The organism is Lysobacter sp. Root983 (assembly GCF_001429345.1).
Taxonomy (GTDB): Bacteria; Pseudomonadota; Gammaproteobacteria; order Xanthomonadales; family Xanthomonadaceae; genus Lysobacter.
The window spans coordinates 212,192-235,570 of the sequence record NZ_LMJO01000001.1; the positions used below are offsets into that span (position 1 = coordinate 212,192).

General features: G+C 68.7%; 26 protein-coding genes and 1 tRNA gene. 12 read left to right on the plus strand and 15 right to left on the minus strand.

The window, feature by feature from the left end:
* Positions 1 to 60: 60 nt before the first annotated feature.
* The 3 genes from ASE43_RS01025 to ASE43_RS01035 all read left to right on the plus strand — a co-directional run bounded on the left by ASE43_RS01025 (position 61) and on the right by ASE43_RS01035 (position 2,406).
* Positions 61 to 1,164, plus strand: a complete 1,104-nt coding sequence (locus ASE43_RS01025; protein ID WP_056174331.1) for a histidine kinase — start codon at positions 61 to 63, stop codon at positions 1,162 to 1,164.
* Positions 1,161 to 1,886, plus strand: coding sequence for a LytTR family DNA-binding domain-containing protein (locus ASE43_RS22065; RefSeq protein WP_056174333.1), 726 nt, complete (start codon positions 1,161 to 1,163; stop codon positions 1,884 to 1,886). Before ASE43_RS01025 ends, ASE43_RS22065 begins: the two co-directional genes overlap by 4 nt.
* Positions 1,887 to 2,031: 145 nt before the next feature.
* A complete protein-coding gene (locus ASE43_RS01035; RefSeq protein ID WP_057159174.1) occupies positions 2,032 to 2,406 on the plus strand; it encodes a hypothetical protein in 375 nt (124 codons plus the stop codon).
* A 31-nt stretch (positions 2,407 to 2,437) separates the two neighbouring features.
* Here the strand turns inward: ASE43_RS01035 and ASE43_RS01040 are convergent, their stop codons facing one another.
* The 6 genes from ASE43_RS01040 to ASE43_RS01065 form a co-directional block, all read right to left on the minus strand.
* On the minus strand, positions 2,438 to 2,917 hold the full coding sequence (locus ASE43_RS01040; protein WP_235568620.1) for an MgtC/SapB family protein: 480 nt from the start codon (positions 2,915 to 2,917) through the stop codon (positions 2,438 to 2,440).
* A gap of 16 nt (positions 2,918 to 2,933) precedes the next feature.
* A complete protein-coding gene (locus tag ASE43_RS01045) occupies positions 2,934 to 3,647 on the minus strand; it encodes a hypothetical protein (RefSeq protein ID WP_057159175.1) in 714 nt (237 codons plus the stop codon).
* A 131-nt stretch (positions 3,648 to 3,778) separates the two neighbouring features.
* A complete protein-coding gene (locus ASE43_RS01050; RefSeq protein ID WP_057159176.1) occupies positions 3,779 to 4,660 on the minus strand; it encodes a Ku protein in 882 nt (293 codons plus the stop codon).
* A gap of 105 nt (positions 4,661 to 4,765) precedes the next feature.
* Positions 4,766 to 7,324, minus strand: a complete 2,559-nt coding sequence (gene ligD, locus ASE43_RS01055; RefSeq protein ID WP_057159177.1) for a DNA ligase D — start codon at positions 7,322 to 7,324, stop codon at positions 4,766 to 4,768.
* Between the two features lie 72 nt (positions 7,325 to 7,396).
* Positions 7,397 to 7,630: a hypothetical protein gene (locus ASE43_RS01060; RefSeq protein WP_057159178.1), complete on the minus strand. Its 234-nt coding sequence runs from the start codon at positions 7,628 to 7,630 to the stop codon at positions 7,397 to 7,399.
* Positions 7,631 to 7,797: 167 nt separating this feature from the next.
* Positions 7,798 to 8,241 carry a fasciclin domain-containing protein gene (locus tag ASE43_RS01065; RefSeq protein ID WP_057159179.1) on the minus strand — a complete coding sequence of 148 codons (444 nt, stop codon included), beginning with the start codon at positions 8,239 to 8,241 and terminating at the stop codon, positions 7,798 to 7,800.
* Between the two features lie 592 nt (positions 8,242 to 8,833).
* On the opposite strand from ASE43_RS01065, the gene ASE43_RS01070 reads away from it, so the two are divergent.
* The 3 genes from ASE43_RS01070 (at position 8,834) to ASE43_RS01080 (ending at position 9,838) form a co-directional block, all read left to right on the plus strand.
* Complete coding sequence (locus tag ASE43_RS01070; RefSeq protein WP_057159180.1) at positions 8,834 to 9,166, plus strand: hypothetical protein; 333 nt, start codon at positions 8,834 to 8,836, stop codon at positions 9,164 to 9,166.
* Positions 9,160 to 9,432: a hypothetical protein gene (locus tag ASE43_RS01075; RefSeq protein WP_057159181.1), complete on the plus strand. Its 273-nt coding sequence runs from the start codon at positions 9,160 to 9,162 to the stop codon at positions 9,430 to 9,432. Before ASE43_RS01070 ends, ASE43_RS01075 begins: the two co-directional genes overlap by 7 nt.
* A gap of 67 nt (positions 9,433 to 9,499) precedes the next feature.
* Positions 9,500 to 9,838, plus strand: coding sequence for a hypothetical protein (locus ASE43_RS01080; RefSeq protein WP_056174353.1), 339 nt, complete (start codon positions 9,500 to 9,502; stop codon positions 9,836 to 9,838).
* Between the two features lie 10 nt (positions 9,839 to 9,848).
* Here ASE43_RS01080 and ASE43_RS01085 read toward each other — a convergent pair whose 3' ends face one another.
* Complete coding sequence (locus ASE43_RS01085; protein WP_056174355.1) at positions 9,849 to 10,625, minus strand: LytTR family DNA-binding domain-containing protein; 777 nt, start codon at positions 10,623 to 10,625, stop codon at positions 9,849 to 9,851.
* A complete protein-coding gene (locus tag ASE43_RS01090) occupies positions 10,622 to 11,731 on the minus strand; it encodes a histidine kinase (RefSeq protein ID WP_056174357.1) in 1,110 nt (369 codons plus the stop codon). Before ASE43_RS01090 ends, ASE43_RS01085 begins: the two co-directional genes overlap by 4 nt.
* Before the next feature lie 205 nt (positions 11,732 to 11,936).
* On the opposite strand from ASE43_RS01090, the gene ASE43_RS01095 reads away from it, so the two are divergent.
* Positions 11,937 to 12,302, plus strand: coding sequence for a hypothetical protein (locus tag ASE43_RS01095; protein ID WP_057159182.1), 366 nt, complete (start codon positions 11,937 to 11,939; stop codon positions 12,300 to 12,302).
* A gap of 27 nt (positions 12,303 to 12,329) precedes the next feature.
* Here the strand turns inward: ASE43_RS01095 and ASE43_RS01100 are convergent, their stop codons facing one another.
* The gene (locus ASE43_RS01100) at positions 12,330 to 12,569 is read right to left on the minus strand and encodes a hypothetical protein (protein WP_056174361.1); all 240 of its coding nucleotides are present in this window, start codon (positions 12,567 to 12,569) and stop codon (positions 12,330 to 12,332) included.
* Positions 12,570 to 12,762: 193 nt separating this feature from the next.
* On the opposite strand from ASE43_RS01100, the gene ASE43_RS01105 reads away from it, so the two are divergent.
* Positions 12,763 to 13,206 carry a MarR family transcriptional regulator gene (locus ASE43_RS01105; protein ID WP_057159183.1) on the plus strand — a complete coding sequence of 148 codons (444 nt, stop codon included), beginning with the start codon at positions 12,763 to 12,765 and terminating at the stop codon, positions 13,204 to 13,206.
* Between the two features lie 106 nt (positions 13,207 to 13,312).
* Positions 13,313 to 14,839: an aldehyde dehydrogenase family protein gene (locus ASE43_RS01110; protein ID WP_057159184.1), complete on the plus strand. Its 1,527-nt coding sequence runs from the start codon at positions 13,313 to 13,315 to the stop codon at positions 14,837 to 14,839.
* A 10-nt stretch (positions 14,840 to 14,849) separates the two neighbouring features.
* Here ASE43_RS01110 and ASE43_RS01115 read toward each other — a convergent pair whose 3' ends face one another.
* Complete coding sequence (locus ASE43_RS01115) at positions 14,850 to 15,983, minus strand: acyl-CoA desaturase (protein WP_057159185.1); 1,134 nt, start codon at positions 15,981 to 15,983, stop codon at positions 14,850 to 14,852.
* A 5-nt stretch (positions 15,984 to 15,988) separates the two neighbouring features.
* Positions 15,989 to 17,104: a ferredoxin reductase gene (locus ASE43_RS01120; protein ID WP_057159186.1), complete on the minus strand. Its 1,116-nt coding sequence runs from the start codon at positions 17,102 to 17,104 to the stop codon at positions 15,989 to 15,991.
* An 85-nt stretch (positions 17,105 to 17,189) separates the two neighbouring features.
* Here ASE43_RS01120 and fabR point away from each other — a divergent pair, with 85 nt between their 5' ends.
* Positions 17,190 to 17,843 carry an HTH-type transcriptional repressor FabR gene (gene fabR, locus ASE43_RS01125; protein ID WP_056174370.1) on the plus strand — a complete coding sequence of 218 codons (654 nt, stop codon included), beginning with the start codon at positions 17,190 to 17,192 and terminating at the stop codon, positions 17,841 to 17,843.
* Positions 17,844 to 18,011: 168 nt separating this feature from the next.
* On the opposite strand, the gene ASE43_RS01130 is transcribed toward fabR, so the two are convergent.
* Complete coding sequence (locus ASE43_RS01130; protein ID WP_057159187.1) at positions 18,012 to 18,284, minus strand: hypothetical protein; 273 nt, start codon at positions 18,282 to 18,284, stop codon at positions 18,012 to 18,014.
* A gap of 353 nt (positions 18,285 to 18,637) precedes the next feature.
* Here ASE43_RS01130 and ASE43_RS01135 point away from each other — a divergent pair, with 353 nt between their 5' ends.
* Positions 18,638 to 19,915 (plus strand): nucleotide sugar dehydrogenase, encoded by a 1,278-nt coding sequence (locus tag ASE43_RS01135; protein ID WP_057159188.1) that lies wholly within the window; start codon positions 18,638 to 18,640, stop codon positions 19,913 to 19,915.
* 70 nt (positions 19,916 to 19,985) lie between these two features.
* Positions 19,986 to 21,608 (plus strand): FMN-binding glutamate synthase family protein, encoded by a 1,623-nt coding sequence (locus ASE43_RS01140; protein ID WP_057159189.1) that lies wholly within the window; start codon positions 19,986 to 19,988, stop codon positions 21,606 to 21,608.
* A 151-nt stretch (positions 21,609 to 21,759) separates the two neighbouring features.
* On the opposite strand, the gene arsC is transcribed toward ASE43_RS01140, so the two are convergent.
* From arsC to ASE43_RS01155, 3 genes are all read right to left on the minus strand, one after another.
* Positions 21,760 to 22,119, minus strand: coding sequence for an arsenate reductase (glutaredoxin) (gene arsC, locus ASE43_RS01145; protein WP_057159190.1), 360 nt, complete (start codon positions 22,117 to 22,119; stop codon positions 21,760 to 21,762).
* 122 nt (positions 22,120 to 22,241) lie between these two features.
* Positions 22,242 to 22,316: transfer RNA gene (locus ASE43_RS01150), tRNA-Val, on the minus strand.
* 73 nt (positions 22,317 to 22,389) lie between these two features.
* Positions 22,390 to 23,244: a hypothetical protein gene (locus ASE43_RS01155; protein WP_057159191.1), complete on the minus strand. Its 855-nt coding sequence runs from the start codon at positions 23,242 to 23,244 to the stop codon at positions 22,390 to 22,392.
* Positions 23,245 to 23,379: the final 135 nt, after the last annotated feature.

Sequence of the window (23,379 nt, forward strand, 5' to 3'; positions counted from 1 at the left end):
CGTGTGCGGTGTGGTTCTTCGTATTGAAGTATCGGCGACCCCCTATCGGTATCCGTCCCTATGTCTAAGCGCAATCTATCGGTCTTCTGGATCGTCTTTTTTTGGTGGGCCGCTTGCTCGCTGGTCCTAAGCGGCCAGACCGTGCGGATGAACCAAGCGCTGGGCACGCCCGTCAGTTGGGCCGAGTCCCTGGTCAGCACCTACGCGGGCTGGATGACCTGGGTGCCCCTGACGCTGGGCCTGTACTGGCTGATTCGGCGCTACCCCATCGAGCGCGGTCGGGTCCTGCGCTCGGGGCTGGTGATGGCGGCGGCCGTGGCGGTGATCGTGTTTCTGCGCGCCGTCTACGTCTACTCCACCGACTCGATCTTCGACTGGTACGGCGACAAACCGCTGCCCGATTTCGGTGGCGTGTTGTTGGCCAGCGTGGACAGCAACTTCTTGATGTCCTGGATCGTGGTCGGCATGGTGCACGCCCTGGTCTTCTACGAACGCATACGCGAACGCGAGAAAAAGGTGGCGGAGCTGGAAACCAGCCTGGCGACGACGCGGTTGGATGTGTTGCGGGCCCAGCTCAATCCGCACTTCCTGTTCAACGCCTTGAACTCGGTGGCGGAGATGGTCCATCGCGATGCCGAGCAGGCCGATCGCATGTTGGTATCGCTGTCGTCGCTGTTGCGCGACAGCCTGGCCTTGGATCGAGGGCAGCAGCGGCCCTTGCGCGAGGAGCTCGCATTGGTGCGCCATTACCTGATGATAGAGGCTATACGGCTCGGCGATCGCTTGCGCGTCGAGTGGCAGGTCGCCGCCGATTGCCTGGAGGTGCCGGTGCCGGCGCTGATTCTGCAACCGCTGGTGGAGAACGCCATCATTCATGGCATCGCGCGCCGGCGCACGGCCGGCACCCTGCGCTTGAGCGCGAGAATCGTCGGCCGACAACTGCTGCTGGAGGTCGAGAACAGCGCCGCGCCGCAGACGGACGTGGTTCCGGGCACGGGTATCGGTTTGCAGAGTACCCGCAGCCGCCTGCAGTTGCTGTACGGGGCGGAGGCGGGTCTGAGCCAGGCCGTTACCGATTCCGGGCGTTATCTGATGCGCCTGAACATCCCGGCTGTGCGGATGGATCGGGTCGCGAAGCCGAGCCTGCGCGAGGCGTTCTCGTGACCGCTCTACGCGTGGCCATCGTCGACGACGAGCCGCTGGCGCGCGCGCGCCTGCGCCGTCTGCTGGGGAAAGTGGGCAACGGTTCGCTGGAAGTGGTGGCCGAATGCGTCGACGCCGAGGAACTGATCGCGATCGCCGACAGCGCCAGGCTGGACGTGCTGTTCCTGGATATCGAGATGCCCGGGGTGGGCGGGTTCGGCGCGCTGGCGCGCTGGCAGGGGCCGCGGCCGCAGGTGGTATTCGTCACCGCGTATCCGCAACACGGCGTGCGTGCTTTCGATGCGCGCGCCACCGACTACCTGATGAAGCCGGTTTCGGCCGAGCGGTTACGCGACACCCTCAAGCGCGTGCGCGAAAGCATGCCGGCGCTGGCTGCATCGGCGCAGGTCCCGGGCGAGGGAAAACGCTTGTCGCTGCAGGTCGGTCAGCGCACCCACCTGGTGCCGGTCGATCAGATCGATCTGGTGCTGGCCCAGGGCAATTACCTGGATGTGCATGCCGCCGGCGCCGTATACACGGTTCGCGGCACCCTGACCGAGTTCCACGGCGGTCTGGAAGCGCAGCGCTTCGTGCGCGTGCATCGCTCGGCGGTGGTGCGCATCGCCGCGGTCCGCGAGATCCGCCCGATCGGTTCCGGGCGCTTCCGTATCAGCTTGTGGGGCGGCCAGCATCTGCATTCCGGCCGTCACTACCGCGACCAGGTGCACGATCTGATCGGTTGACGATGCCGAGGGCGGCGCAGCGCCGCTCCCTGTCACGGCGAGAGTGCGGTTCGTCGACGCGGTAATGGCGTTCGTCCCCGACGCGCGCGCAGCGAAGGCCGTATGCGTTCTGATCGAGTCTCTTCCATTCGCTACGGAGCGAGACATGAGCATAGGCAACAAACCGTCGGCCCAGTTCGGCATCGCGGCGATCGCGGCGTCGGCGCTGCTGTCGGCCTGCGCGTCCTTCGCGGTCAGCGACGACGCGCTGGTCCAGCGCACGGGCTTCGCCTTGGGCATGGAGCCGGGCGAGTTCACCATTTCCAATCGCATGGACGAGGGCACCACCACGCGCTACCAGGTCAAGGCGAGCGGCGGGCGCACATTCAACTGCTTCGTCGGGGGTTCGGTGTCGGTGCTGGGGAAATCGGTGTCCGAAGCGGTATGCACCGAAACCGGCAAGGGCGCGGGGCAGTCGGCTCCCAAGTCTCAGCGCTCCGGCACCTGCAACGCGCTGCTGAAAGCCGCGGGCAAATGCTGAGGCGGCCGCAAGGATGCGCGGCAGGCCTGATCTAGCGGTCGGGCCGCTCGTCGTGCGTCTTGGCGCGGCGTTCCAGGACGTTGAGCACGGTCAGTACCAGCAAGGTCAATAGGGTCGCGGCGAAGGCAAGGGCGTGGTAGCCGAAGCCGCAGGCGACGCCGATCACGGCCACCATCAGCAGCGAAGCGGCGGTGGTGATGCCGGCGACCGCCTGGCCGCGGCGGTGCGAGAAGATCGTGCCGGCGCCGATGAAGGCCACACCCGCGACGACCGCTTCGACCAGACGCAGAGGGTCGGTGCTGATCCGGCCAGGCGGCGCCAGGTTGGCGTCGGCCAGGCTGAGCTGACCGATACCGATCAGCAAGGCGGATGCGCTCGCGACCAGCATGTGGGTGCGAAAGCCGGCGGGGCGATCCTTCAACTCGCGCTCCAGGCCGATCAAGCCGCCCAGCGCCATGGCGTAACCGGTGTCGACGATCACCCACAGCTGGTCCATCCAATCCATGCTCATTCGCGCTCCTCGCGTTTCATGTGGCCGCTTCGATCCGGTAGGGGCGGCTGATGCGATGCGGCTGCGCCAGCGAGGCGGCCGCCAGCGCGCCGTACGCGCGCACCGCGTCGATGCGCAACTCGTTCAAGGCCGGTGGTTCGCCGACGACCAGCGCCGACATCAGCAGGTGCGGATCGTCGGCATGCGGGCTGACCCAGCCGGCGATGCCGGCGACCGGTTCGTCCTCGCCCATGTCCCAGAAGCAGCCGGTCACGGTGTGCAGCCGGCGATGCGCCACGACCGTGGTTGGCGACGTGGCGGCATCGGCGCGGTACTGCGCCGCACCGATCAGCAACACGGTGCGGGCGGCGGCCGCGCAGGTGAGGTAGTCGGCCCAGGTGTGCAGGGGCACCTGCGCGATCGGCCCGTAGTGATGCAGGGCGAGGAAGGCATGCAAGCAATGCTCCACCAAGGCGGTCGCGCCGCGGCGATCGAGCTGGATCGCCGTGGACAGCAGGGCCTGGCGACGGTAAGGCGGCGCATTGCGTTGCCTTACCGCCTGACGGAAGCAGGCGCCGACCTCGGCAACGATGTCGACCTGCAGGGACGCGAGCGCGTCCAGGGCCCGCGCCTGCGGCGGGCCGCGTGCGGGGCGGGCCTGGCGAGCCTCCAGGCCCGCGAGCAGGAGCAGCTCGGGGACCGGTGGATAGTATTCGCGGCTGGCCAGCCGCAGGGCGGCGTCGATGGACATCGGAAGGTGGACTCGGCGTGTGTGACTGTCCAATACGCCTGCACGAGTCAAGCGCGCGTCATCTGCGCCCGCGCGTATTGACCCCGTCGTCACCGACGTGAACCGTTCGCCGTCGGCGATATGCACCTCGTTCAAGAGGCTCGCTTGCTGGCCCGACGCTTGCTCGCCTTCGCCGCCTTCTTGACGGGGGCGGCCTTCTTCGCCGCGGGCGTGCGCTTCTTGGATTTCAGGCTTTGCTCCAGCAGGGCCATGAAGTCGACCACGTTGGTCGCCGCGTGCTCGTGCTCGGCCGGCTCGTCGACGATCTTGGTGGTCTTGCCCTTCGATTTGATGCGCTTTTGGATGATCGCCGACAGGCGCTTGCGGAACTCGTCGTGGTAGCCGTCCGGCTTCCATTGCGAGGTCATGGATTCGATCAGCTGCTTGGCCATGGTCAGTTCCTTGGGCGCGATGCGGTAGCGACCGGTGGCGGCGTGCGGCAGCTTGTATTCCTCTGGGTCGACCAGCTCCTGCGGATAGCGCAACAACATCAGGATCAACGCGTCGCCCTCCGGAATCAGCGCGCACAGATACTCGCGCGTGCGGATCACCACTCGCGCCACTCCGACCTTGTCGGTCTCCTTCAGGGTTTCGCGCAGCAGCACGTAGCCTTTTTCGGCCTTCTTGCCGGGCACCAGCACGTAGGGCTTCTCGAAGTAGCGCGTGCCGATTTCCGCGCGGCCCACGAACGCTTCCACGTCGATGGATTCGTGGGTCTCGGGCGCGGCCGCGGCGATGTCCTCCTTCTCGATCACGACATAACTGCCCTTGTCGTATTCGAAGGCCTTGACGATGTCCTTCCAGGGCACTTCCTCGCCGGTGTCCGCGTTCACGCGCTCGAAGCGGATCGGTTTCTTGTCGCGCGAGTCGAGCATGCGGAAGCTCAGGTCGGTGCGGCGCTCGCCGGACATCAGCGATACCGGGACATTGAGCAAACCGAACGAGAGGGTGCCGGTCCAGATGGGGCGTGCCATGGCGTTTTCCTTGCGTAGACGAGACGAAGGCGTTAGGCCGGACGATACGAGCGCCCGCGTTAACGCCGTTTCATCGGGCTGAAGGCGCGCCGAACGCGCCTCGGCTCAGGCCCGCCTGTGCCGCGCGAGCAGGGCATCGACCCCATTCAGGTCCTGCGACACGCGCTCGATGCCGTCCCAGGGATGGGCCTTGAGGCGCTTGAGGCGTCGCAGCGCGGAATCGATGTCGAAGGCATCGCCGGCCTTGACGCGCCCCAGTTCCTCCCAGCGCAGCGGCATCGCCACCGGCGCGCCTGCGCGCGCGCGTAGCGAGAACGAGGCCACGCTGGTGGCACCGCGGCCGTTGCGCAGATAGTCGATGAAGATCTTGTTGCGGCGGAATTTCTTGGCCGCCGACGCCACGTAGTTGAGCGGTTCCGCCGCCGCCATGGATTCGGCGAAACCGTGGGCGAAGGGTTTCACCTGCGACCAGTCGCAGGCCGGGGCCAAGGGCACCACCACGTGCAGACCCTTGCCGCCGGAGGTGCGCACGTAGCTGCGCAGTTCCAATGCCTCCAGCAGCGTGCGGATCTTGCGCGCCGCGGCGACGGTATCGGACCAGGTTACGCCCGGTCCCGGGTCCAGATCGAAGACCATGCGGTCGGCGCGGTCCGGCGCGTCGGCGAGCGCGCCCCAGGGATGGAACTCCAGCGCATTGAACTGCACCAGCTCCATCAGGCCGGGCGCGTCGCGGATCACCAGATAGTCGGCGCGCGCGCCGGACTCCTCTTTCAGCGCCACCGCGTCGACGCGTTCCAGGCCGGCGATGCGGTGCTTCTGGAAAAAGCACGGCCGCGCCGTGCCCTGGGTGCAGCGGATCACCGAGACCGGACGATCGACCAGTTCCGGCAACAGCCAATCCATCACGGCCTGGTAGTAGTCGGCCACGTCCTGTTTGGTGGTGCCGCGATCGGGATAGACGACGCGATTGGGACTGGTGAGCTGCATCTGTGTCTCCGGTGGCGCGGTTTTGTCCTGTGCGGCGGCGCGCTTGCGTGGCGAAGTCGGCGCCGCCGGCTTCGCGCGCGGGCGATCGGAATCGACGAGGTCCGCCGGCGCCTTATCCGAACGCAGGCCCTTGAGCGAGGGCTGGCGTAGCAGGCCGTAGCCGCCGTAACCGCGGTAGTAGACCTCGACCACCGCGCGCGGCTCGAACCAGCGCGCGCCGCGCAGATCGGTGCTGTGCGGCGGCACGTGCACGCTGGGGCTGTCCTGCGCGTCGCGTGCGAGCAGCGGCGCGAGTTGTCGGATCAAGCCTTCAGAGAATCCGGTGCCGACGCGACCCGCATATACCCAGCCGTGGCGCGCGTCCGGGCGCGCCAACAGCAGCGCGCCGAAGCCCTGACGCCGGCCCTTGGGCGCGGTGTAGCCGACCACCGCGAACTCGTCGCTGCTCAAGCGTTTGGTCTTGCGCCAGTCGTCGCTGCGGCCGGCGTGATAGTGGCCGTCGGCACGCTTGGAGATGATGCCTTCGTAGTGTCGGTCGGCGGCCAACTCATAGGCGGTTTCGCCGTCGCCTGCGATGTGCGAACTCAGGCCCAGCCGTGCGGGCGGCGGCTCGAGCAAGCGCGCAAGCAGGCGCTTGCGGTCGAGCAGGGTGGCCTTGCGCAGGTCGACGCCTTCCAGATGCGGCAGGTCGAACAGCATCAGGGTGAGCGCACCGGTCCTCTCGCCGGACAAAATGCCTTGCAGGAGATTGAAATCCGCCTTGGTGCCGGCGCCGGCGATCAGCTCGCCGTCGAGCTGGGCCTGCTTCAGCCGCAAGGACGCCAGCGCCGAGACGATGTCCGGCAGGCGCTGCGTCCATTCCAAGCCGCTGCGCGACCACAGCCGGACCCTGCCGTCGACCACCGTCGTCAGCAGGCGGTAGCCGTCCCATTTGAGCTCGTGCACCCAGCCGTCGCCCGCGGGCGGTCGCTCGTGCAGACGCGCGAGCTGGGCTTCGAAGGCCTGGTCGCGGATGCGGGCTTTCGTGGCGCCGACGATCGCCAGCGCCCGCGCGCCCCAGTCGATGCGACGGCGGCGCGACGGCGCGGCGATTTCGCTCAGGCGGCGTTTGCTCGCCTTGCCGGTGCCGGCGCGCCTGCGGTCCGCGGCGGGCGCGGGCGTGACGTCGCCCAGCAGGTCGTCGGCCTCCAGGGCGCTGGCGTATTCGTCGGCTTCCTTGAACAGCAGCCATTGCGGTTGCCGCGCCGGCTTGCCGGATCGGACCAAGTGCCAGGCGCCCTTGAGTTTGCGGCCGTGCAAGGCGAAGCGCAGGTGGCCCTTGGCCAGTTGCGTCTCCACGTCGTCGTCGGTGGTCCATGCGCCGTGGTCGAATTGGGCGACGTGGCCGGCGCCGTACTCGCCTTCGGGAATGGCGCCTTCGAACGCGGCATAGCGCAGTGGATGATCCTCGACCTCCACGGCCATGCGCTTGATCTTGGGGTCGTAGGACGGCCCTTTGGGCACGGCCCAGCTTTTCAGCACGTCGCCTACCTGCAGGCGGAAGTCGTAGTGGCGACGGCCGGCGTGGTGCAGTTGCACGACGAACTGCGGTCGATCGCCGTGCCGCGGTCCCGTCTTCGCAACCGGCTCCCGGGTCTTGTCGAAGCGCCGTTTGCGCTGGTACTCGCTCAGACTCATTGCGGCGTCCGCTCGCAGGCGCCGGGCGATACGCTGGGCGGCGGACGAGTGGCCATGGCGCGATCCGGGCCTCTAGCTCTCGCTTATCAGGGAGAGCAGGGGCCGTCGGCCCATACGGCTCGACAGCAGCGCCTTGAGCGGATCCAGGCTCACGTTTTCGTAGGCGTAGGCCGTAATGTTGTGGCGCCCGTGGTAGTACTCGTAGCGCCGGCTGTCCTGGCTGCGGCGGATGCAGCCGACCCTCTTGCCGTCGCAGTACACGTCGATGGCATCCGCGCTCGATCCTTTGCGGAACGTGACTTGCATAAGTCTGCTCCCGAGACGTATCGCGATCGGATGGTGCGCACCGGCGCGTGCACAGCGCGTCAGCAAGGCCGATCCAGTCGAAACCCTGAACGGCCGATATCCCGTCGATCTCGACGCGCAGCGCGGCGACGGGACGCGAGCCCCGCCGCCGCGCCGTCGGCGGCGTCCTACTGCTGGGTCGGAATGTTGACCTTGTCGATGCCGTGGAGGACGCCGTTGCTGGAGCCTATGTCGGCCGCGGTGATGCGTGCGCCGTCGATGCTGACCGTGTCGTCGAGCACGGCGATCGGCGCCGATTGGCCGTTCACGGTTCTGGCGTTTTCCCACTGGCCGATATCGGCCACCAGCCTGCGTCCGCTGACGACGTGGTAGTTCAGCAGCGAGGTCAGCTCTTGCTTGTTCTCGGGCTTGAACAGGCGCTCCAGATCGCTGGCTGGCAGCTTCTCGAAGGCTGCGTCGGTGGGCGCGAAGAGGGTGTACGGACCTACGCTGCGCAGGATGTCGCTCATGCCGGCGCGATCGATCGCCTGACCGAAGGTCTTGAACGAGCCGTGGGCGGCGGCGGTATCGACCAGGTTCTGGCTGTTGGGCGCGCGGTTGTCGGGATTCATGCGATGAGTGCCTTTGAGTGCGATCCGCACGAGGGCGGAATCGGGAACGGCCGTGGCCGCGACTCCCGCGTCGGCAGGAGGTCGAAAGGCTCAGTGCGGATGGGGAGGGAAGCGTGCTGCGCGGCTGAGTGGCCGTTACGACCTTGCGTCGTAGTGCCGCCGGAGCATGCGCGCGTCGGCGTTACTGATTCGTGATCGCAGGCGGGGTCCTGCTCAGGCGCCGTTTCGCGCGCGATGCGGGCCTCATTCGGCGCTCTCGCATCGCCGACCGCCGGTCCGAAACTTCAACGCCGCAGGCCGGTTGGTGCTAGTTTGAAGCTGCCTTCAAGGGCTGCGGCACAGCATGTGCTACGGGATCTTGTCCGCTCCAGCGAGACGATCTCATGAATCCGGTCAAGCGTCACCGCGTCGTCCGTCACTCAGCTGCGGCTGCGGGCGAGTCCGACCCGTATTCCCGTCCCGCCATCGAATCGGCGGAGAACGAGGGCTGGCCCCCACGATGGTTGGGTGCGCAGCTGGTTCAGATCCTGCATGCGGTGCCGGGCCCGCGGCCGGGTGGGCGTTGGCCGCGCAAGCAAACCGCGCCCAGCCCATGAGCAGCGGCCCGACCCTATGCGCCCTGGTTTTCTTCGTGTCGGCCATGCTGCTGGAAAGCGCGGTGTCGCTGCGTTTTCTGCTGCGCCTGAAGCGCAAACATCCCAAGCAATGGGCACACGCGGCGCAGCCGCCGTTGTGGCAGGACCGTACGCTGTTCAGCGCACGTGAGACCATGCTCTATCTGAAGGACCACGCCTTCGTTTCCAGTCGGGATTCCAGCGGCATCCGCTATTGCGAACGCAATCGCGCGGCGATGCTGGCGGCCTACTGGATCACGGCCGTGGCCGGCGTGGCGTTCCTGGTCAGCGTGGCGACGAACGGATGGTAGGGCGCGCCACCGAAACCGCTGCGAGCGGCAGGACCAGCAATGGCCGCCTGTTCGAGCGCTATCGCGGGGTGGCCTATGAGATCGGCATCGCCGGGCACCGCGGCGGCCGCTTCGATCCCCAGGCCTGGGTGGCGGGCAGCGCGATCGGTATCGTCGGCGCCGGCGCCGGAACCTATGCCCTGGCGCTGGCCGACATCCGCGCCAGGGTCGAGATCCGGATTGGGCGGATGCTGCTTGGACTGGAATGCGCGGGCGAACCCCTGTAAACCGGAGTGTGGCGATGCGGCGATCCAACACCCATTCCTACGCAATCTCGGCCAAGAGGGGCTAGCCATGTTTCAGAAGAACGACGGCGAGTTTCAATTCGCCTTCGCGGGCTACGGGTCCTCGCGCGAGGACAAGCTCGCGCCGATGGTCGAAGTCGGCGATCAGGTCATATTGCGCGTCGACGCGGGCGACGAGCTCGATCACCAGTTGATCGTGCGGGTGCGCACCGCCGCGCCCGGACAGGACTATCTGGGCGCGGTCGAAGGCTTCGAGGAACTGTCCGAGCGCGTGGCGGGTTTCCCGCGCGGGCAGATGGTCCGGTTCGCTCACGACGAGATCCATTTCTGCGACAAGTCGGGGATGCGCTCGCCGGATCGAGGACCCAACAAGCGCGAGCGGGCCTAGGACGGCTCGCTCACTCCTGGCGCGTCGTCGCCAGGCGCAGGAAGGCTTCGTGCTGGTAGCGGCTCATGCGCAGCTGCTGGCCGGTGTCCATGGTGACCACGTGGTGGCCGTTGAACCAGGGATGGATGGCCTGGACGCGGCGCACGTTGACGATCGCCGAGCGGTGGACGCGGGCGAAGTGGCGCGGGTCCAGGCGCGCGGCCAGCGCGGCCATGGTCTCGCGCAACTCGTGCACGCGATCGGCCAGGTGGATCTCCACGAGGTTGCGACTGGCCTTGATCCAGACGATGTCCTCGACCGGGATGAAGACCAGGCGTTCGTCCACGCGCACCGGGATGCGCTCCAGGTAGTCGTCGCGGCGGCGCAGCGCTTCCAGCGCCTGCAGGATCTGCGCGGAGGGCAGGGCGCCACCGTCGGCGGCCGCGTTCAGGCGCGCCTTCGCGCGCTGGAGGGTGGCGGCGAAGCGCTCGCGGCTGAAGGGTTTGACCAGGTAGTCGACCGCGTTGGCTTCGAAGGCGCGCACCGCGTATTGCTCGTAGGCGGTGACGAAGATCGTCGCCGGCATGCGTTCGGCGCCGATCGCGGCGACCACCTCCATGCCGGTCATCGCCGGCATCTGGATGTCCAGGAACACCAGATCGGGCCGTTGCGAACGGATCGCGACCACCGCCGAGGCGCCGTCCCCGCATTCGCCCAGCAGCTCGATCTGGGCATCGTCGCGCAGCAGACGCACGATCGCGTGGCGCGCGATCGGCTCGTCGTCGATCACCAGCGCGGTCAGGTTCATGCGGGCACGTGCTCCGGCGCCTCGTCGGCTTCCTCGATCTCGCGGTAGGGCAGGCGTATGCGGCAGGCGACGCCGCTGGGCCAGATCATGTCGAGACGGATATCCGCGGTCTCGCCGTAGAGTTCCTTCAGGCGCAGCCGGGTGTTGGACAGGCCGATGCCGTGGCCCAGCGGATCGGCGCCTTCCTCCAGCGTGCTGTTGCGGTTGCGCACATCGATGCATAGCTGGGCGTCCTCGCGCCGGGTCTCGATCTCGATGCAGTCGTCGCCCACGCGGCGGCCGATGCCGTGGCGGATCGCGTTCTCGACGATGGGTTGCAGGACCAGGCTGGGCACGGCGCAGTCGAGGGTGTCGGGGGCGATGTAGATGCGCGTGCTCAGGCGGTCCTTGAAGCGCATGCGCTGGATGCCGAGATAGAGATCGAGCAGGGCCAGTTCGCGGCGCAGGGTGATCTCCTGGCCGTCGTAGTCCTCCAGGAACGCGCGCAGCAGATCGCTCAGGCGCAGCAGCATGTCCTCGGCCGAGCGCTGATCCTCGTCCAGCAGGGTCACGATGGCGTGCAGGGTGTTGAACAGGAAGTGCGGCTGCAGCTGGGTCTTGAGCACCTGCAGGCGCGACTGCGCCAACTCGGTCGCGAGCCGGCTGGCCTCCAGTTCGCGCCGCGCCTGCTCGGCGCGGAAGTGCAGGGCCTGCTGGATCGCCAGCAGGGTCCAGTAGGTGAGCAGGCAAGTGGCGGTGTGCTTGCCGACGAACTGGCGGAACTGATCGGCGAACGTGCTGGACTCGGTCACGCTCGAGATCAAGGCGCCGATCACCAGCGCCAGCAGGCTCACGCCGGCGCTGGCGAGCAGTTGGGTGCCGAACGAGTCCAGGCGGAACGGCGGCTGGATCGGGTAACGCTCGGCCAGGCGGAACACCAGCGGCGCCAACGCGGCCCAGGTGTACCACTGGATCGCCGACCAGCGCAGATAGTCGAAGGACGACCAGGTGCTGCCGCCCAGGGCGTCGTGCATGTAGCCCTGCAGGGCGAACACCACCACCACCGCCGACCACAGGACGAGGTAGCGCGACAGGGCGATCTCGGTGCTGCCGAAGCGGATCTTCATCGGGCGCGGTCGTGAGGGATGTCCGCATCCTAGGCGCAGCGCTGGCCGGCTGGAAGCGCCGCACGCGCTCGCTACGATTGGTCGCCGCGCTGCGACGATTCGTCCCGAATCGCTTTCGCGCGCGGCGGCGGGCTGCCCTGATGGTCGCGCCGATGGCGACGCGCATGCGCGCCGCGGCGCCCCTCCATCTCGCCGGAGTCCCGCCATGCGCCCCATCCGTTTCGCCGTCGCCCTCACCCTGTGCGTCGCGGCCATGACCGCCGCGAACGCCCATGCCCGCGGCCGTTACCTGGAATTGGTCAACCGAGCCCACGACAGCGTGGTCGCCGTGGCGATCGCCGACGCCGGCCAGAGCGCGTTCCGCGACGCGGCGCTGGGCGAGTCGCTACTCGGCGGCGGCGGCTCGGCCACGATCGAGCTGGACGGCGAGGCCTGCCTGCGCGATTTCCGGGTCGCCTTCCGCGACGGCCGTAGCCAGCTCTATCGCGGTATCGACGTGTGCCGCCGCCAGCGCCTGCAACTGCGCCCGTTTCCGCGCGAGCGCGAAGCCGGTGCGATGGCCCGGGAGTGAGCCGGGCCGTGCGCCGCGTGCACGGGCCTAGACCATCAGGCCCGTGCTGGACAGTGGCGAGCGCCCCATGCGAGCGCCGAGCACGCGTTTGAGTTCGTCCAGGCTACTGTTGCTGTAGGCATAGGCGAAGTCGTTGAGGACGCCGTGGTAGTACTCGTATCGCGCCTGGTCGGCGCTGCGGCGGATCCAGCCGACGTGCACGCCGCCGTAGCGCACCTCGATGAGCACGCCCTTTTCCGTAACGACTTCTAGATAGCCCAGATCCATGCTTGCCTCATGCAGTCGTGGCGACCGCGGCACCTTGCCTGTGCCTACATGAACGTACCGGCTCTGGTGGCCGCGACGCGCGGAATCCGTATGGGTTTGTGAAAACCGCGTCAGTGCCGCGTTCGCGCTCGCGCATTTGACGTTTGCACGGCGCCGATCCAACAATCCGCCGGCCTTCCTTTGCGGAACCCTCATGCCGGCCAGCCGCGACATCGAGATACTCAACCTGATCAACGCGATCGTGCATCAGGCCACCGCGCGCATGCAGCGCTCGCTGCGCGAGGCCGAAGTCGGCCTGGCCGCGATGGAAGCGCGCACCCTGCGTTTCGTCGCCCGCCATCCGGGCTGCACCCAGAGCGACATCGTGCGCGAGAGCGGGCGCGACAAGGCCCAGATCGCGCGCGTGATCAAGACCCTGCTGGAGCGCGATTACGTGCGCCGGATGCCGGACCAGGCCGGCGAGAAGCGCCAGCGTCTGCGCATGACGGCAAGCGGCGCCGCTACCCACGAGACCGCCGAAGCGCTGCGCGCCACGGTCGCGCGGGACCTGCTGGCGGACCTCGCCGCGGCCGAACGCGCGCAGTTGGAAAAGCTGCTCAAGCGCATCGCCCAGGCGCCGCCGTCCGAGCCGGACTGAGCTTCTCTCGGTTGACTTTATCAACTCGCTTCGGCAAGGTTGACATTATCAACTCTATGCCCGCGTCCGTGACCGGGCGCGGTCGGACACAGGACCGACGAAGCCCATGAATGACGACAACCGCGACATCGCGGCCATGCCCGACAACGGCGAAGCCTTGGCGCGTTTGCGCGCGCAGCTGGCCACGCAAGCGCCGGCGCTATTGATCGACGGCCGCTGGCAGGCCTGCGCCTCGGGCGCGACGCTCGAGGTCGACGATCCCGCCACCGGCGAGCGCATCGCGCGCATCGCCGCAGGCGACGCCGACGACGTCGATCGCGCGGTGGCGGCGGCACGGCGCGCGTTCCGCGACGGCCCCTGGCCGCGCCTGCCGCCGTCGCGGCGCGCCGCGGCCTTGTTCGCCCTGGCCGATGCGATCGAGCGCGAACAGGACGAGTTCGCGCTGCTGGAAGCGCTGGACGCCGGCCACAGCCTGGCGTCGATACGGCGCGGCGACCTGTCGCTGGGTTTGCGCTCGCTGCGCGATTACGCGGGCTGGGCGACCAAGATCGCCGGCGAGGTGCCGATGCGCGCCAGCGAGCAGGCCGGCATGGATTACTTCCTGCGTGAGCCGATCGGGGTGGTGGCCATCGTCACGCCCTGGAACGCGCCCTTTCTGATGGTGCTGCAGAAGCTGGCGGCCGCACTGGCGGCCGGTTGCACGGTGGTGATCAAGCCGGCCGAACTGGCGCCGCTGTCGGCGCTGCGCATCGGCGAGCTGTGCCGGCATGTCGGCATTCCCGACGGCGTGGTCAACATCGTGACTGGTACCGGCCCCACGGCCGGGCAGGCGCTGGCCGAGCACGCCGACGTCGACCTGATCAGCTTCACCGGCTCGACTCAGGTCGGACAGTCGATCATGGCCGCGGCGGCGCGCAGCAATCTCAAACGCATGGTGCTGGAACTGGGCGGAAAATCGCCGGTGCTGGTGTTCGCCGACGCCGACCTGGACAAGGCGGCGCGCGCGATCGTCGGCGAGATCGCGTTCAAGAGCGGGCAGTACTGCGCGGCCGGCTCGCGTTTGTTCGTGCAGCGTTCGATCCAGGACGCCCTGCTGGAACGCATGCAAGCGGCGATGGACGGGATTCGCATCGGCGCCGGTTACGCGCAGGGCAGCGACATGGGGCCGATGATCTCGCAGCGCCAGCGCGAACGCGCGCAGGCCATCGTCGATCACAGCCTGGGCGAGGGCGCGCAGGCCTTGCGCGGCGGGCGCGCGCGGCCGGGGCCCGGCTATTTCTACGAGCCGACCCTGCTGACCCAAGCCACGCCGAAAATGCGGATCGCGCGCGAGGAGATCTTCGCGCCGGTGCTGACGGTGATGGCTTTCGACGACGACGCGACGCCGGCGCAGGTCGCGGCGCTGGCCAACGATTCGCACTACGGCTTGTCGGCCAAGCTGTGGGCGCGCGACCTGGGTACGGTGCACGAGCTGATCGGACGACTCCAGAGCGGGCAGGTCATCGTCAACGGCGGCGGCGGCGAGGCCACGCTGCCGTTCGGCGGGGTCAAGCAGTCCGGTTACGGCCGCGAGAACGGCCATGTCGGCCTGTCGGCCTACACCGAGATCAAGGCGGTGCGGCTGGGCTACTGACGGCGCCGGCTCAGGCCGGCGAACGCGCCAGTCGCGCCTGCTTCGCCGGCGGGCGGCTGGGCAGGGCGTGGCGCAGGATCCGCCACACCACCTGACCGAACTGGCGCGGCAGCGAGCCGGTGTTGTAGTGCTGGCCGTAGCGCGCGCAGATGTCGCGCACGTCCACCGCCATCGCGGCGTAGCGGTGGGCGGGGATGTCGGGATAGAAGTGGTGCTCGATCTGATGGCTGAGGTTGCCCGTCATCAGGTCCATCAGCTTGCCGCCGGTGAGGTTGGACGAGCCGCGCAGCTGGCGCAGGTACCAATGGCCGCGCGATTCGCCGGCCACCGACTCCTTGGAGAAGGTTTCGGCGTCGGCGGTGAAGTGACCGCAGAAGATCACGGTGTAGGTCCACAGGTTGCGCAGCACATTGGCGACCACGTTGCCCAGCAGCACCGGCAGGAAGAACGGGCCGGCCAGCAGTGGGAAGAACACGTAGTCCTTCAGGACCTGACGCGCCATCTTGCGGCCGACCGGACGGAAGTGCCGGCGCAACTGCGCGGTGCTGGTCTTGCCGATCCACCAGCGGCCCAGGCGCAGGTCCTGGATCGCCACGCCCCATTCGAACAGCAGGGCGAAGATCACCGCGACCAGCGGCTGGACCAGGTAGTAGGGCTTCCAGCGTTGCTCCGGGAACAGACGCAGCAGGCCGTAGCCGATGTCGTCGTCCATGCCGCGCACGTTGGTCCAGGTGTGGTGCTGGTAGTTGTGGGTCTTGCGCCAGTTGTCGCTGGTGCCGGCGATGTCCCATTCGTAGGTCTTGCCGTCCAGATGCGGGTCGCGCATCCAGTCGTACTGCCCGTGCATGACGTTGTGGCCCAGCTCCATGTTCTCCAGGATCTTGGACAGCGCCAGCAGCAGCACGCCCAGGATCCAGGCCGGCAGCAGCAGGGCCGGCAGGAAGGCGCCGCCGATCGCGCCGATCATCAGCGCCAGGCGTCCGCCCAGGCCGGTCCAGCGCACCGCGGCGACGATGGCGCGGATGTAGTCGGCGTCGCGCTGGCCGAGCTGGGCGGCGGTGCGCGCGCGCACCGCGTCGAGTTCCACGCCGAAACGTTCGAGTTCGTCGGGGCTCAGCGCGCGATTGCGGGGTGTGGTGGTCATGGGGGTCACAGATCGAGGACGAGATCGCTGGTGGCGCTGTTCACGCAGAGGCGCAGCGCGGACACCGGCTCGTGTTGGACATCGCCGGTGTGCAGGTGGCGGGTGCTGCCCGAACGCTTGCCGCAGGCGCAGGTGTTGCAGATGCCCATGCGGCAGCCGGAGGCGGGCTTGAGGCCTTGCGCTTCCAGCGCGCTGAGCAGGGACTGCCCGCGCGCCACGGTGAAGCTGCGTGCGCTCGCGGCCAGGGTGATCTCGACCGTGCCCTCGGTTTCCAGCGTGCGCGGCGGCGGGCTGAAGGCCTCGGCTTGGAACGAGCGTGCCTGCGTGGCGAGCAAGGCGCGCGCCTGGTCGACGAAACCGCCGGGGCCGCAGGCGTAGACCTCGCGCTGCGCGAGATCGGCCAGGCTGGCCAACTGCGCGGCGTCGATGCGGCCTTCGCCTTCATCGCTCGCGAGCGCGGCCTCGCCGGTGAGCAGGAAGCGCACCTGGAACTGCGGATGCGCGGCCGCGTAGCCGCGCAGTTCGTCGACGAAGCACAGCTGCTCGCGCTTGCGCGCCCAGTACAACAGGCTCAGCGGCGCGGGCATGCCCTGCGCGACCAGGGCGCGGGTGAGCGCGATCATCGGGGTGATGCCGCTGCCCGCGGCCAGCAACAGGCGCGCCACGTGAACGCCCTCGTCCAGGCGCAGCTCGCCGAAGGCCGGGCCCAGGTCGAGCACGTCGCCGACCTGGGCCTGTTCGCACAGATAACGGCTGAGCTTGCCGCCCTCGACCGCCTTGACCGTGATCGCGATGCGGCGGTCGCGGCCGGGCAGGCCGGTGGGGCTGTAGCTGCGGGTCACGCGGCAGCCGTCGATCTCGGCGCTGACGTTGAGGTGCTGGCCGGGCAGGCAGCCGGCCCAGTGGCGGTTCGGGCGCAGGACCAGGGTCACCGCGTCGGCGGACTCGGCGCGGCGCTCAAGGATGCGCGCCAGCGGGCGCTCCCAGGACCAGGTCGGGTGCAGGCGCGAGGCCCAGAAATCGAACACGCCCGGCGACAGCCAGGGCCGGGCCAGGCGCCTGAATGGGCTTTCCGGGCGGCTGGAGTTGCGGGCGGGGGTGGGGCGGGGACGGGCGCTCATGGGCGACACTATACACGTGAGAGCACAAGTGTATAGACACATGTATATTGACCGCCGTCGTTATGATGCAGGCCCGATCCCGTCCATGCTCGTCTCCGTGACCCAACACCCCGTAGCTGCCGACGACGATTCGACCTCCGCGCGCAAGGCCGCGATTTCTCGCGACGACCTGCTGGCGGCGGCGCTGCGCCTGATCGGGCCGCACCGCAGCGTGTCCAGCCTGAGCCTGCGCGAGGTCGCGCGCGAGGCCGGGATCGCGCCCAACAGCTTCTATCGCCAGTTCCGCGACATCGACGAACTGGCGGTGGCCCTGATCGATCTGGCCGGGCAGTCGCTGCGCAAGATCGTCGGTGCGGCGCGCCGGCGCGCGGCGACCAGTCACAGCATCGTGCGCGACTCGGTCACCGCCTTCATGGAACAGGTGCGCGCCGACGACAAGTTGCTGCACGTGCTGCTGCGCGAGGGCACGGTGGGCTCGGATGCGTTCAAGCAGGCGGTGGATCGCGAGCTGACCTTCTTCGAGGAAGAGCTGCGCATCGACCTGGTGCGGCTGTCGGCGGCCGACGGCGTGACCCTGCTGGAACCGGCGCTGGTGGCCAAGGCGATCACCCGCCTGGTGTTCGCGGTCGGCGCCACCGCGATGGACCTGCCGCCGCACAAGGACGCCGAGCTGATCCAGCAGCTGACCCAGATGGTGCGGATGATCCTGGCCGGCGCGCAGGCGATGGCGCGCGACTGAGGCCGCGGGGCGCGCTCGACGCCGCGCCGCCGATGCCGCGATCGCGCCGATCGCGCCGATCGCGTAGGCGCCGGATTCGACGGATGTAGCCGCGGCAGCGCGGCCTGGGCCGACGAATGTGGATGCGAAATCGCGAGCGCTACGCTCGCCGGCATCCTGCGACCGCGCTCAGGGTGCGCTTGCGACCAGAGTCAGATGCGGCCGTGGCCGGCCCGGTGCGGCGACTTCGAAATGACGTACCTGGGTGCCCATGGCGAGCTGGCCGGACGGGGCGTAGATCTGCACGCGCACGTCCACCCGGTAGGCCTTGGCGTGCTCGACCGCGTCCTGGTGCGCGGCGGCGCCCGCGGCCTGCAGGTCGCGGTGTGGCTCGATCGTGGCCGGACTGCAGATTAGGCTGCCGTGGTTGTGCTGTTCGCGAAGTTCGACTCGGTACGGCATGGCGCAGGTCCCGGTGGCGTGGGCGGGGGCCGGCTTGGACGGGCCGGTGGTCGGGCGGGCATCCAGGGACGAGCGAGGTCCTGGTCCGGATCCGCGTTGGCTGCCAGACCGGGCCAGTCTGCACCCGCGTCGATGGCGAGTCAGTCGGCGCAGGCCTGATACGCATGTAGGAAAAATCCGAATCGGCCCGTTCATGTGTGCGCACGGCCGCCTCGCGGTCGGATGGTGGCGCGCGCCGATGACAGTCGTGCGTTGCCGCGCGCTGGCGGCGTGGGCCGCCCCTATAATCGGCCGGCGCCTGGCCTGGGCCTTCCCGGGGACGGTGGCGGTTCCTCACTACGTCAGGGCAGGGCATGCAGGATCTGGCAAGCGCACGCATCGCGGTCATCGGGCTGGGCTACGTCGGGCTGCCGCTCGCGATCGAGCTGGGCAAGCGCTACGACACCCTGGGCTACGACATCGACGCCGCGCGCGTGGCCGCGCTGGCCGCGGGCGAGGACGGCAACGGCGAGGCCGGCGCCGACGAGATCGCGGCCGCCGCGCGCCTGCGCTTGAGCGCCAACCCCGAGGACCTGCGCGACCGCGACGTGTTCGTGGTCACCGTGCCCACGCCGGTGGACGAGCACAAGCGCCCCGACTTCGGCCCGCTGGTGCAGGCCAGTCGCAGCATCGGCGGCCTGATGCGGCCGGGCGCGCTGGTGATCTACGAATCCACCGTGTACCCGGGCGCGACCGAGGAAATCTGCGTGCCCGAGCTCGAGCGCGCCTCGGGCCTGCGCTACAACCAGGACTTCCACGTCGGCTACAGCCCGGAGCGGATCAATCCCGGCGACAAGCAGCGGCGCCTGGTCGATATTCCGAAGGTGACCTCGGGGTCGACCCCGGAGGCGGCCGAGCTGGTCGATGCGCTGTACCGCAGCATCATCCTGGCCGGCACCCACAAGGCCTCCAGCCTGCGCGTGGCCGAGGCAGCCAAGGTGATCGAGAACACCCAGCGCGACGCCAACATCGCCCTGGTCAACGAATTCGCGCTGATCTTCCAGCGCCTGGGCATCGACACCACCGAGGTGCTGGAAGCCGCGGGCACCAAGTGGAATTTCCTGCCGTTCCGTCCGGGCCTGGTCGGCGGCCATTGCATCGGCGTGGACCCGTATTACCTGATCCAGAAGGCGCAGGCCGCCGGCTACCACCCGGAGATCCTGCACGCCTGCCGCCGCATCAACGACGCCATGGGCGAGCACGTCGCGGCCGACGTGATCAAGCGCATGATCCAGAGCGGCCTCGCCGTCGCCGGTTCGCGCATCCTGATCCTGGGCCTGGCGTTCAAGGAAAACTGCGCCGACCTGCGCAATACCCGGGTGATCGAACTGGCGCGCCAGTTCGGCGAGTACCGGGCCCAGGTCGATATCCACGACCCCTGGGTCGATGCCGACCACGCCTTGCGCGAATACGGGGTCGAGGTGGTGACGCAGCCGCAGGCGGGCGCTTACGACGCGGTCGTGCTGGCGGTCGCGCACGAGCAGTTCCGCGCGCTGGGCGCGGCCGGCGCGCGCGCCTACGGCCGCCCGGGCGCCTTGCTGTACGACATCAAGAGCGTCTACCCGCGCGACCAGGTCGACGCCCGGCTTTGATCGTTCGATGCGACCCGCGCGACGCGCGGCCGCGTTATGCTCGCCGCAGCCCGCGATCGAACCGCCCGCCATGCGCTATGCCGTCTACATCGTCAGCCTGATCCTGCTGCTCGCATCGGTGCTGATCGCGACCCTGTGGGAACCGGATTGGTGGTGGGGCGCGCTCGCGTTCGGCGCCATCGCCGCGCTGGGCACCGGGGACCTGCTGCAGACGCGCAGCACTCTGCGCCGCAATTATCCGGTGCTCGCGCATTTCCGCTATGGCCTGGAATCGATCGGCCCGGAGATGCGCCAGTACTTCATCGAGGCCGATACCGCCGAGGTGCCGTACTCGCGCCAGCAGCGCGCCCTGGTCTATCAGCGCGCCAAGTCGGTCAACGACGTGCGCCCGTTCGGCACCCAGCAGGATGTGTACGGCCACGACTACGAATGGATCAACCATTCGATGTCGCCCACGCCTCATGTCGAACACGATTTCCGCATCGTCATCGGCGATGCCAGCGCGCAGCCGTACTCGGCCAGCGTGTTCAACATCTCGGCGATGAGCTTCGGCTCGCTGTCGGCCAACGCGATCCGCGCGCTCAATCGCGGCGCCAAGCTGGGCGGCTTCTACCACGACACCGGCGAGGGCTCGATCTCGCCGTATCACCGCGAGAACGGCGGCGACCTGGTCTGGGAAATCGGCTCGGGCTATTTCGGCTGCCGCGACGAGCAGGGCCGTTTCGACCTGGCGCGCTTCACCGCGGCCGCGGCCGATCCGCAGGTTAAGATGATCGAGATCAAGCTGTCGCAAGGCGCCAAGCCCGGCCACGGCGGGGTGCTGCCGGCGGCCAAGGTCAGCGCCGAGATCTCGGCCACGCGCGGCGTGCCGATGGGCCAGGACTGCGTTTCGCCGGCCAAGCACAGCGCCTTCGATTCGCCGCGCGGGCTGCTCGAGTTCGTCGCGCGCCTGCGCGAAGCCTCGGGCGGCAAGCCGACCGGCTTCAAGCTCGCGATCGGCCACCCCTGGGAATGGTTCGGCATCGCCAAGGCCATGCACGAAACCGGGTTGCTGCCGGACTTCATCGTCGTCGACGGCGCCGAGGGCGGCACCGGAGCGGCGCCGGCGGAGTTCATCGATCACGTCGGCGTGCCCATGCATGAGGCGCTGATGCTGGTCCACAACACCCTGGTCGGGCTGGAGCTGCGCGATCGCATCCGCATCGGCGCGGCCGGCCGCATCACCAGCGCCTTCGATATCGCACGCACCCTGGCGATGGGCGCGGACTGGTGCAACGCGGCGCGCGGCTACATGTTCGCGCTGGGCTGCATCCAGGCCCAGAGCTGCCACACCGATCGTTGCCCGACCGGTGTCGCCACCCAGGATCCCAGCCGCTGGCGGCGCCTGGACGTGCCGGACAAGGCCACGCGCGTGTTCCATTTCCACGACAACACGCTCAAGGCCTTGCGCGATCTGCTGTGCGCGGCGGGGCTGTCGCATCCGGAGCAACTGGGGCCCGAGCACATCGTGCGCCGGGTGTCGGCGACCGAGGTGCGTTCGCTGGGCGCGCTGTACAACTTCCTCGCGCCCGGCGATCTGATCGGGCGCATTCCGCAGCACGCGGTGTTCCAGAGCTACTGGGCCGGCGCGCGCAGCGATTCATTCGCCGCGCCCGACAAGGTGGCGTCGCTGCGGGCCAGCAAGTCCATGTGAGTCCGCGGTTTGCCGCGGAGCCCGCTTTCTGTGGGAGCGGCGTGAGCCGCGATCGAGCCCGCACACCGCAGTGCGAGCCCGACAGCCGTTGGAGTTCAATCGCGGCTCACGCCGCTCCCACAGAAATCCAAAGCGGCCAAGCGGCGAGCGGTCAGAGCAGCTCCAACACCCTTTCCGGCGGTCGCCCGATCACCGCGTGGCCGCCGTGCACGAACAGCGGGCGTTCGATCAGCTGCGGGTGCGCGGCCATCGCGGCGATCAGCGCCGCGTCGTCGAGGTTGGGGTTGTCCAGGCCGAGCGCGGTATAGGCGTCCTCGCCGCTGCGCAGCAGGGCGCGCGCGGGCAGACCCAGCAGGTCCAGCAGGCCGCGCAGTTCCTCGGCGTCGGGCGCGCGTTCCAGATAGGCCACGATTTGCGGCTCGATGCCGCGCTCGCGCAGCAGCTCCAGCGCGCCGCGCGACTTCGAGCAGCCGGGGTTGTGATAGAGGCGGGTAGGGGACGAAGGCTGCATCGCGCGCTCCTGACGTCGGCAGTGCCGGCCGCGATCGCACGGCGACGGCCCACGGTACCGGCTCCGGAGAATCGAGCCGCGGAAAAGACGAAGGCCGGCTTGCGCCGGCCTTCGTCCGTATCTGGTGGGCGGTACAAGTTTCGAACTTGTGACCCCTGCCGTGTGAAAGCAGTGCTCTACCGCTGAGCTAACCGCCCAAATACTTGGGCCGCAGATTGTAGGGGGCGGGCGCGGACTAGGCAAGCCTTCCTCGTTGCCGCCCCCGTGGCCTCATTCCAGCTGCGCGCGCGCGTAGGCCCCGTCCAGCGCCTCCATGGCGTCGATGGGCTTGAGTTTGGCGGCTTTTTCGTAGGCCGCGGCGGCCGCATCCTCCTGCTTGTCGCCGTGCAGCAGCATCAGCACGTTGCCCTGCTCGATGTAGGCGATCGGCGAGTCCGGAGTCAGCTTGAGCGCGGTCTTGATGTGCTTGTCGGCCTCGGCCGCCTTGGCGCCGTAGGTGAGGCCGCCGATCATCGCGCCGACCTTGCCGATGATCTCGGCGTGGTACAGCGCCATCGCGGTATGCGCCTCGGCGTGCTTGGGCGCCAGTTCCAGGGTGGCGTCGAGCGCGGCGCGGACCTTGCCGGCGATGCCGGCCTTGAGCGCCTTGGCGATGCTCAGGCCCTGGCTGTAGCGGCCCAGCGCGAACGCGTGGCGATAGTGGCTGTTGGCCTCGTCGGGCAGGGCCTTGACCGCGGCCTCGGCGAGCTTGGCCGCGTGCTCGTAGCGCTTGAGCTTCTCGGCCTCGTCGTCGACCAGATAGGTCGCGTGGATGCCCAGCGCCTTCACCGCCACCGAGGCGCCGACCGGGCCCAGCGCTTCGCCGGCGTCGAAGGCGGGCTTGAAATCGCCGCGGTGGAAGGCGCGCCAGGCGTCCTGCAGCGCGCTCGCGAGCGCGTCGGCATCCAGGCCCTTGGGCGCGGCCTTGCCGGCGGCGGCGATCAGCGCGGCTGCGCGCTTGGCGTCCGGATAGGCTTCGGTGTCGCCGGCGTGCAGCTTGGGCCAGGCTTTCTTGAGGGCGTCGCCGGCGTAGGCGTAGCCCTTGGCATCGTGCGGAAAAGCGGCCCAGGCGGATTTCGCGGCCATCTGCAGTCCTTGTCGTAAGTCGGTAGCGCAGCATCCCGCCACCGGCGGTGTTCTGGCAAGGGCCGGCGCCTAGTGTGATTGCTCCATGGCGCTTGGCCACAGTGGCGGTCGAGAAACCGGCCCTCCGGCCGGTCA

Coding starts and splice junctions, on each gene's coding strand:
- ASE43_RS01110 (WP_057159184.1), top strand. CDS start 13,313: ATGAATGACGACAACCGCGACATCGCGGCCATGCCCGACAACGGCGAA.
- ASE43_RS01115 (WP_057159185.1), bottom strand. CDS start 15,983: ATGACCACCACACCCCGCAATCGCGCGCTGAGCCCCGACGAACTCGAA.
- ASE43_RS01050 (WP_057159176.1), bottom strand. CDS start 4,660: ATGGCACGCCCCATCTGGACCGGCACCCTCTCGTTCGGTTTGCTCAAT.
- ASE43_RS01120 (WP_057159186.1), bottom strand. CDS start 17,104: ATGAGCGCCCGTCCCCGCCCCACCCCCGCCCGCAACTCCAGCCGCCCG.
- ASE43_RS01035 (WP_057159174.1), top strand. CDS start 2,032: ATGAGCATAGGCAACAAACCGTCGGCCCAGTTCGGCATCGCGGCGATC.
- ligD (WP_057159177.1), bottom strand. CDS start 7,324: ATGAGTCTGAGCGAGTACCAGCGCAAACGGCGCTTCGACAAGACCCGG.
- arsC (WP_057159190.1), bottom strand. CDS start 22,119: ATGCAGCCTTCGTCCCCTACCCGCCTCTATCACAACCCCGGCTGCTCG.
- ASE43_RS01065 (WP_057159179.1), bottom strand. CDS start 8,241: ATGAATCCCGACAACCGCGCGCCCAACAGCCAGAACCTGGTCGATACC.
- ASE43_RS01060 (WP_057159178.1), bottom strand. CDS start 7,630: ATGCAAGTCACGTTCCGCAAAGGATCGAGCGCGGATGCCATCGACGTG.
- ASE43_RS01085 (WP_056174355.1), bottom strand. CDS start 10,625: ATGAACCTGACCGCGCTGGTGATCGACGACGAGCCGATCGCGCGCCAC.
- fabR (WP_056174370.1), top strand. CDS start 17,190: ATGCTCGTCTCCGTGACCCAACACCCCGTAGCTGCCGACGACGATTCG.
- ASE43_RS01105 (WP_057159183.1), top strand. CDS start 12,763: ATGCCGGCCAGCCGCGACATCGAGATACTCAACCTGATCAACGCGATC.
- ASE43_RS01040 (WP_235568620.1), bottom strand. CDS start 2,917: ATGAGCATGGATTGGATGGACCAGCTGTGGGTGATCGTCGACACCGGT.
- ASE43_RS01090 (WP_056174357.1), bottom strand. CDS start 11,731: ATGAAGATCCGCTTCGGCAGCACCGAGATCGCCCTGTCGCGCTACCTC.
- ASE43_RS01025 (WP_056174331.1), top strand. CDS start 61: ATGTCTAAGCGCAATCTATCGGTCTTCTGGATCGTCTTTTTTTGGTGG.
- ASE43_RS01070 (WP_057159180.1), top strand. CDS start 8,834: ATGAGCAGCGGCCCGACCCTATGCGCCCTGGTTTTCTTCGTGTCGGCC.
- ASE43_RS01075 (WP_057159181.1), top strand. CDS start 9,160: ATGGTAGGGCGCGCCACCGAAACCGCTGCGAGCGGCAGGACCAGCAAT.
- ASE43_RS01130 (WP_057159187.1), bottom strand. CDS start 18,284: ATGCCGTACCGAGTCGAACTTCGCGAACAGCACAACCACGGCAGCCTA.
- ASE43_RS01155 (WP_057159191.1), bottom strand. CDS start 23,244: ATGGCCGCGAAATCCGCCTGGGCCGCTTTTCCGCACGATGCCAAGGGC.
- ASE43_RS01135 (WP_057159188.1), top strand. CDS start 18,638: ATGCAGGATCTGGCAAGCGCACGCATCGCGGTCATCGGGCTGGGCTAC.
- ASE43_RS01045 (WP_057159175.1), bottom strand. CDS start 3,647: ATGTCCATCGACGCCGCCCTGCGGCTGGCCAGCCGCGAATACTATCCA.
- ASE43_RS01095 (WP_057159182.1), top strand. CDS start 11,937: ATGCGCCCCATCCGTTTCGCCGTCGCCCTCACCCTGTGCGTCGCGGCC.
- ASE43_RS01080 (WP_056174353.1), top strand. CDS start 9,500: ATGTTTCAGAAGAACGACGGCGAGTTTCAATTCGCCTTCGCGGGCTAC.
- ASE43_RS01100 (WP_056174361.1), bottom strand. CDS start 12,569: ATGGATCTGGGCTATCTAGAAGTCGTTACGGAAAAGGGCGTGCTCATC.
- ASE43_RS01140 (WP_057159189.1), top strand. CDS start 19,986: ATGCGCTATGCCGTCTACATCGTCAGCCTGATCCTGCTGCTCGCATCG.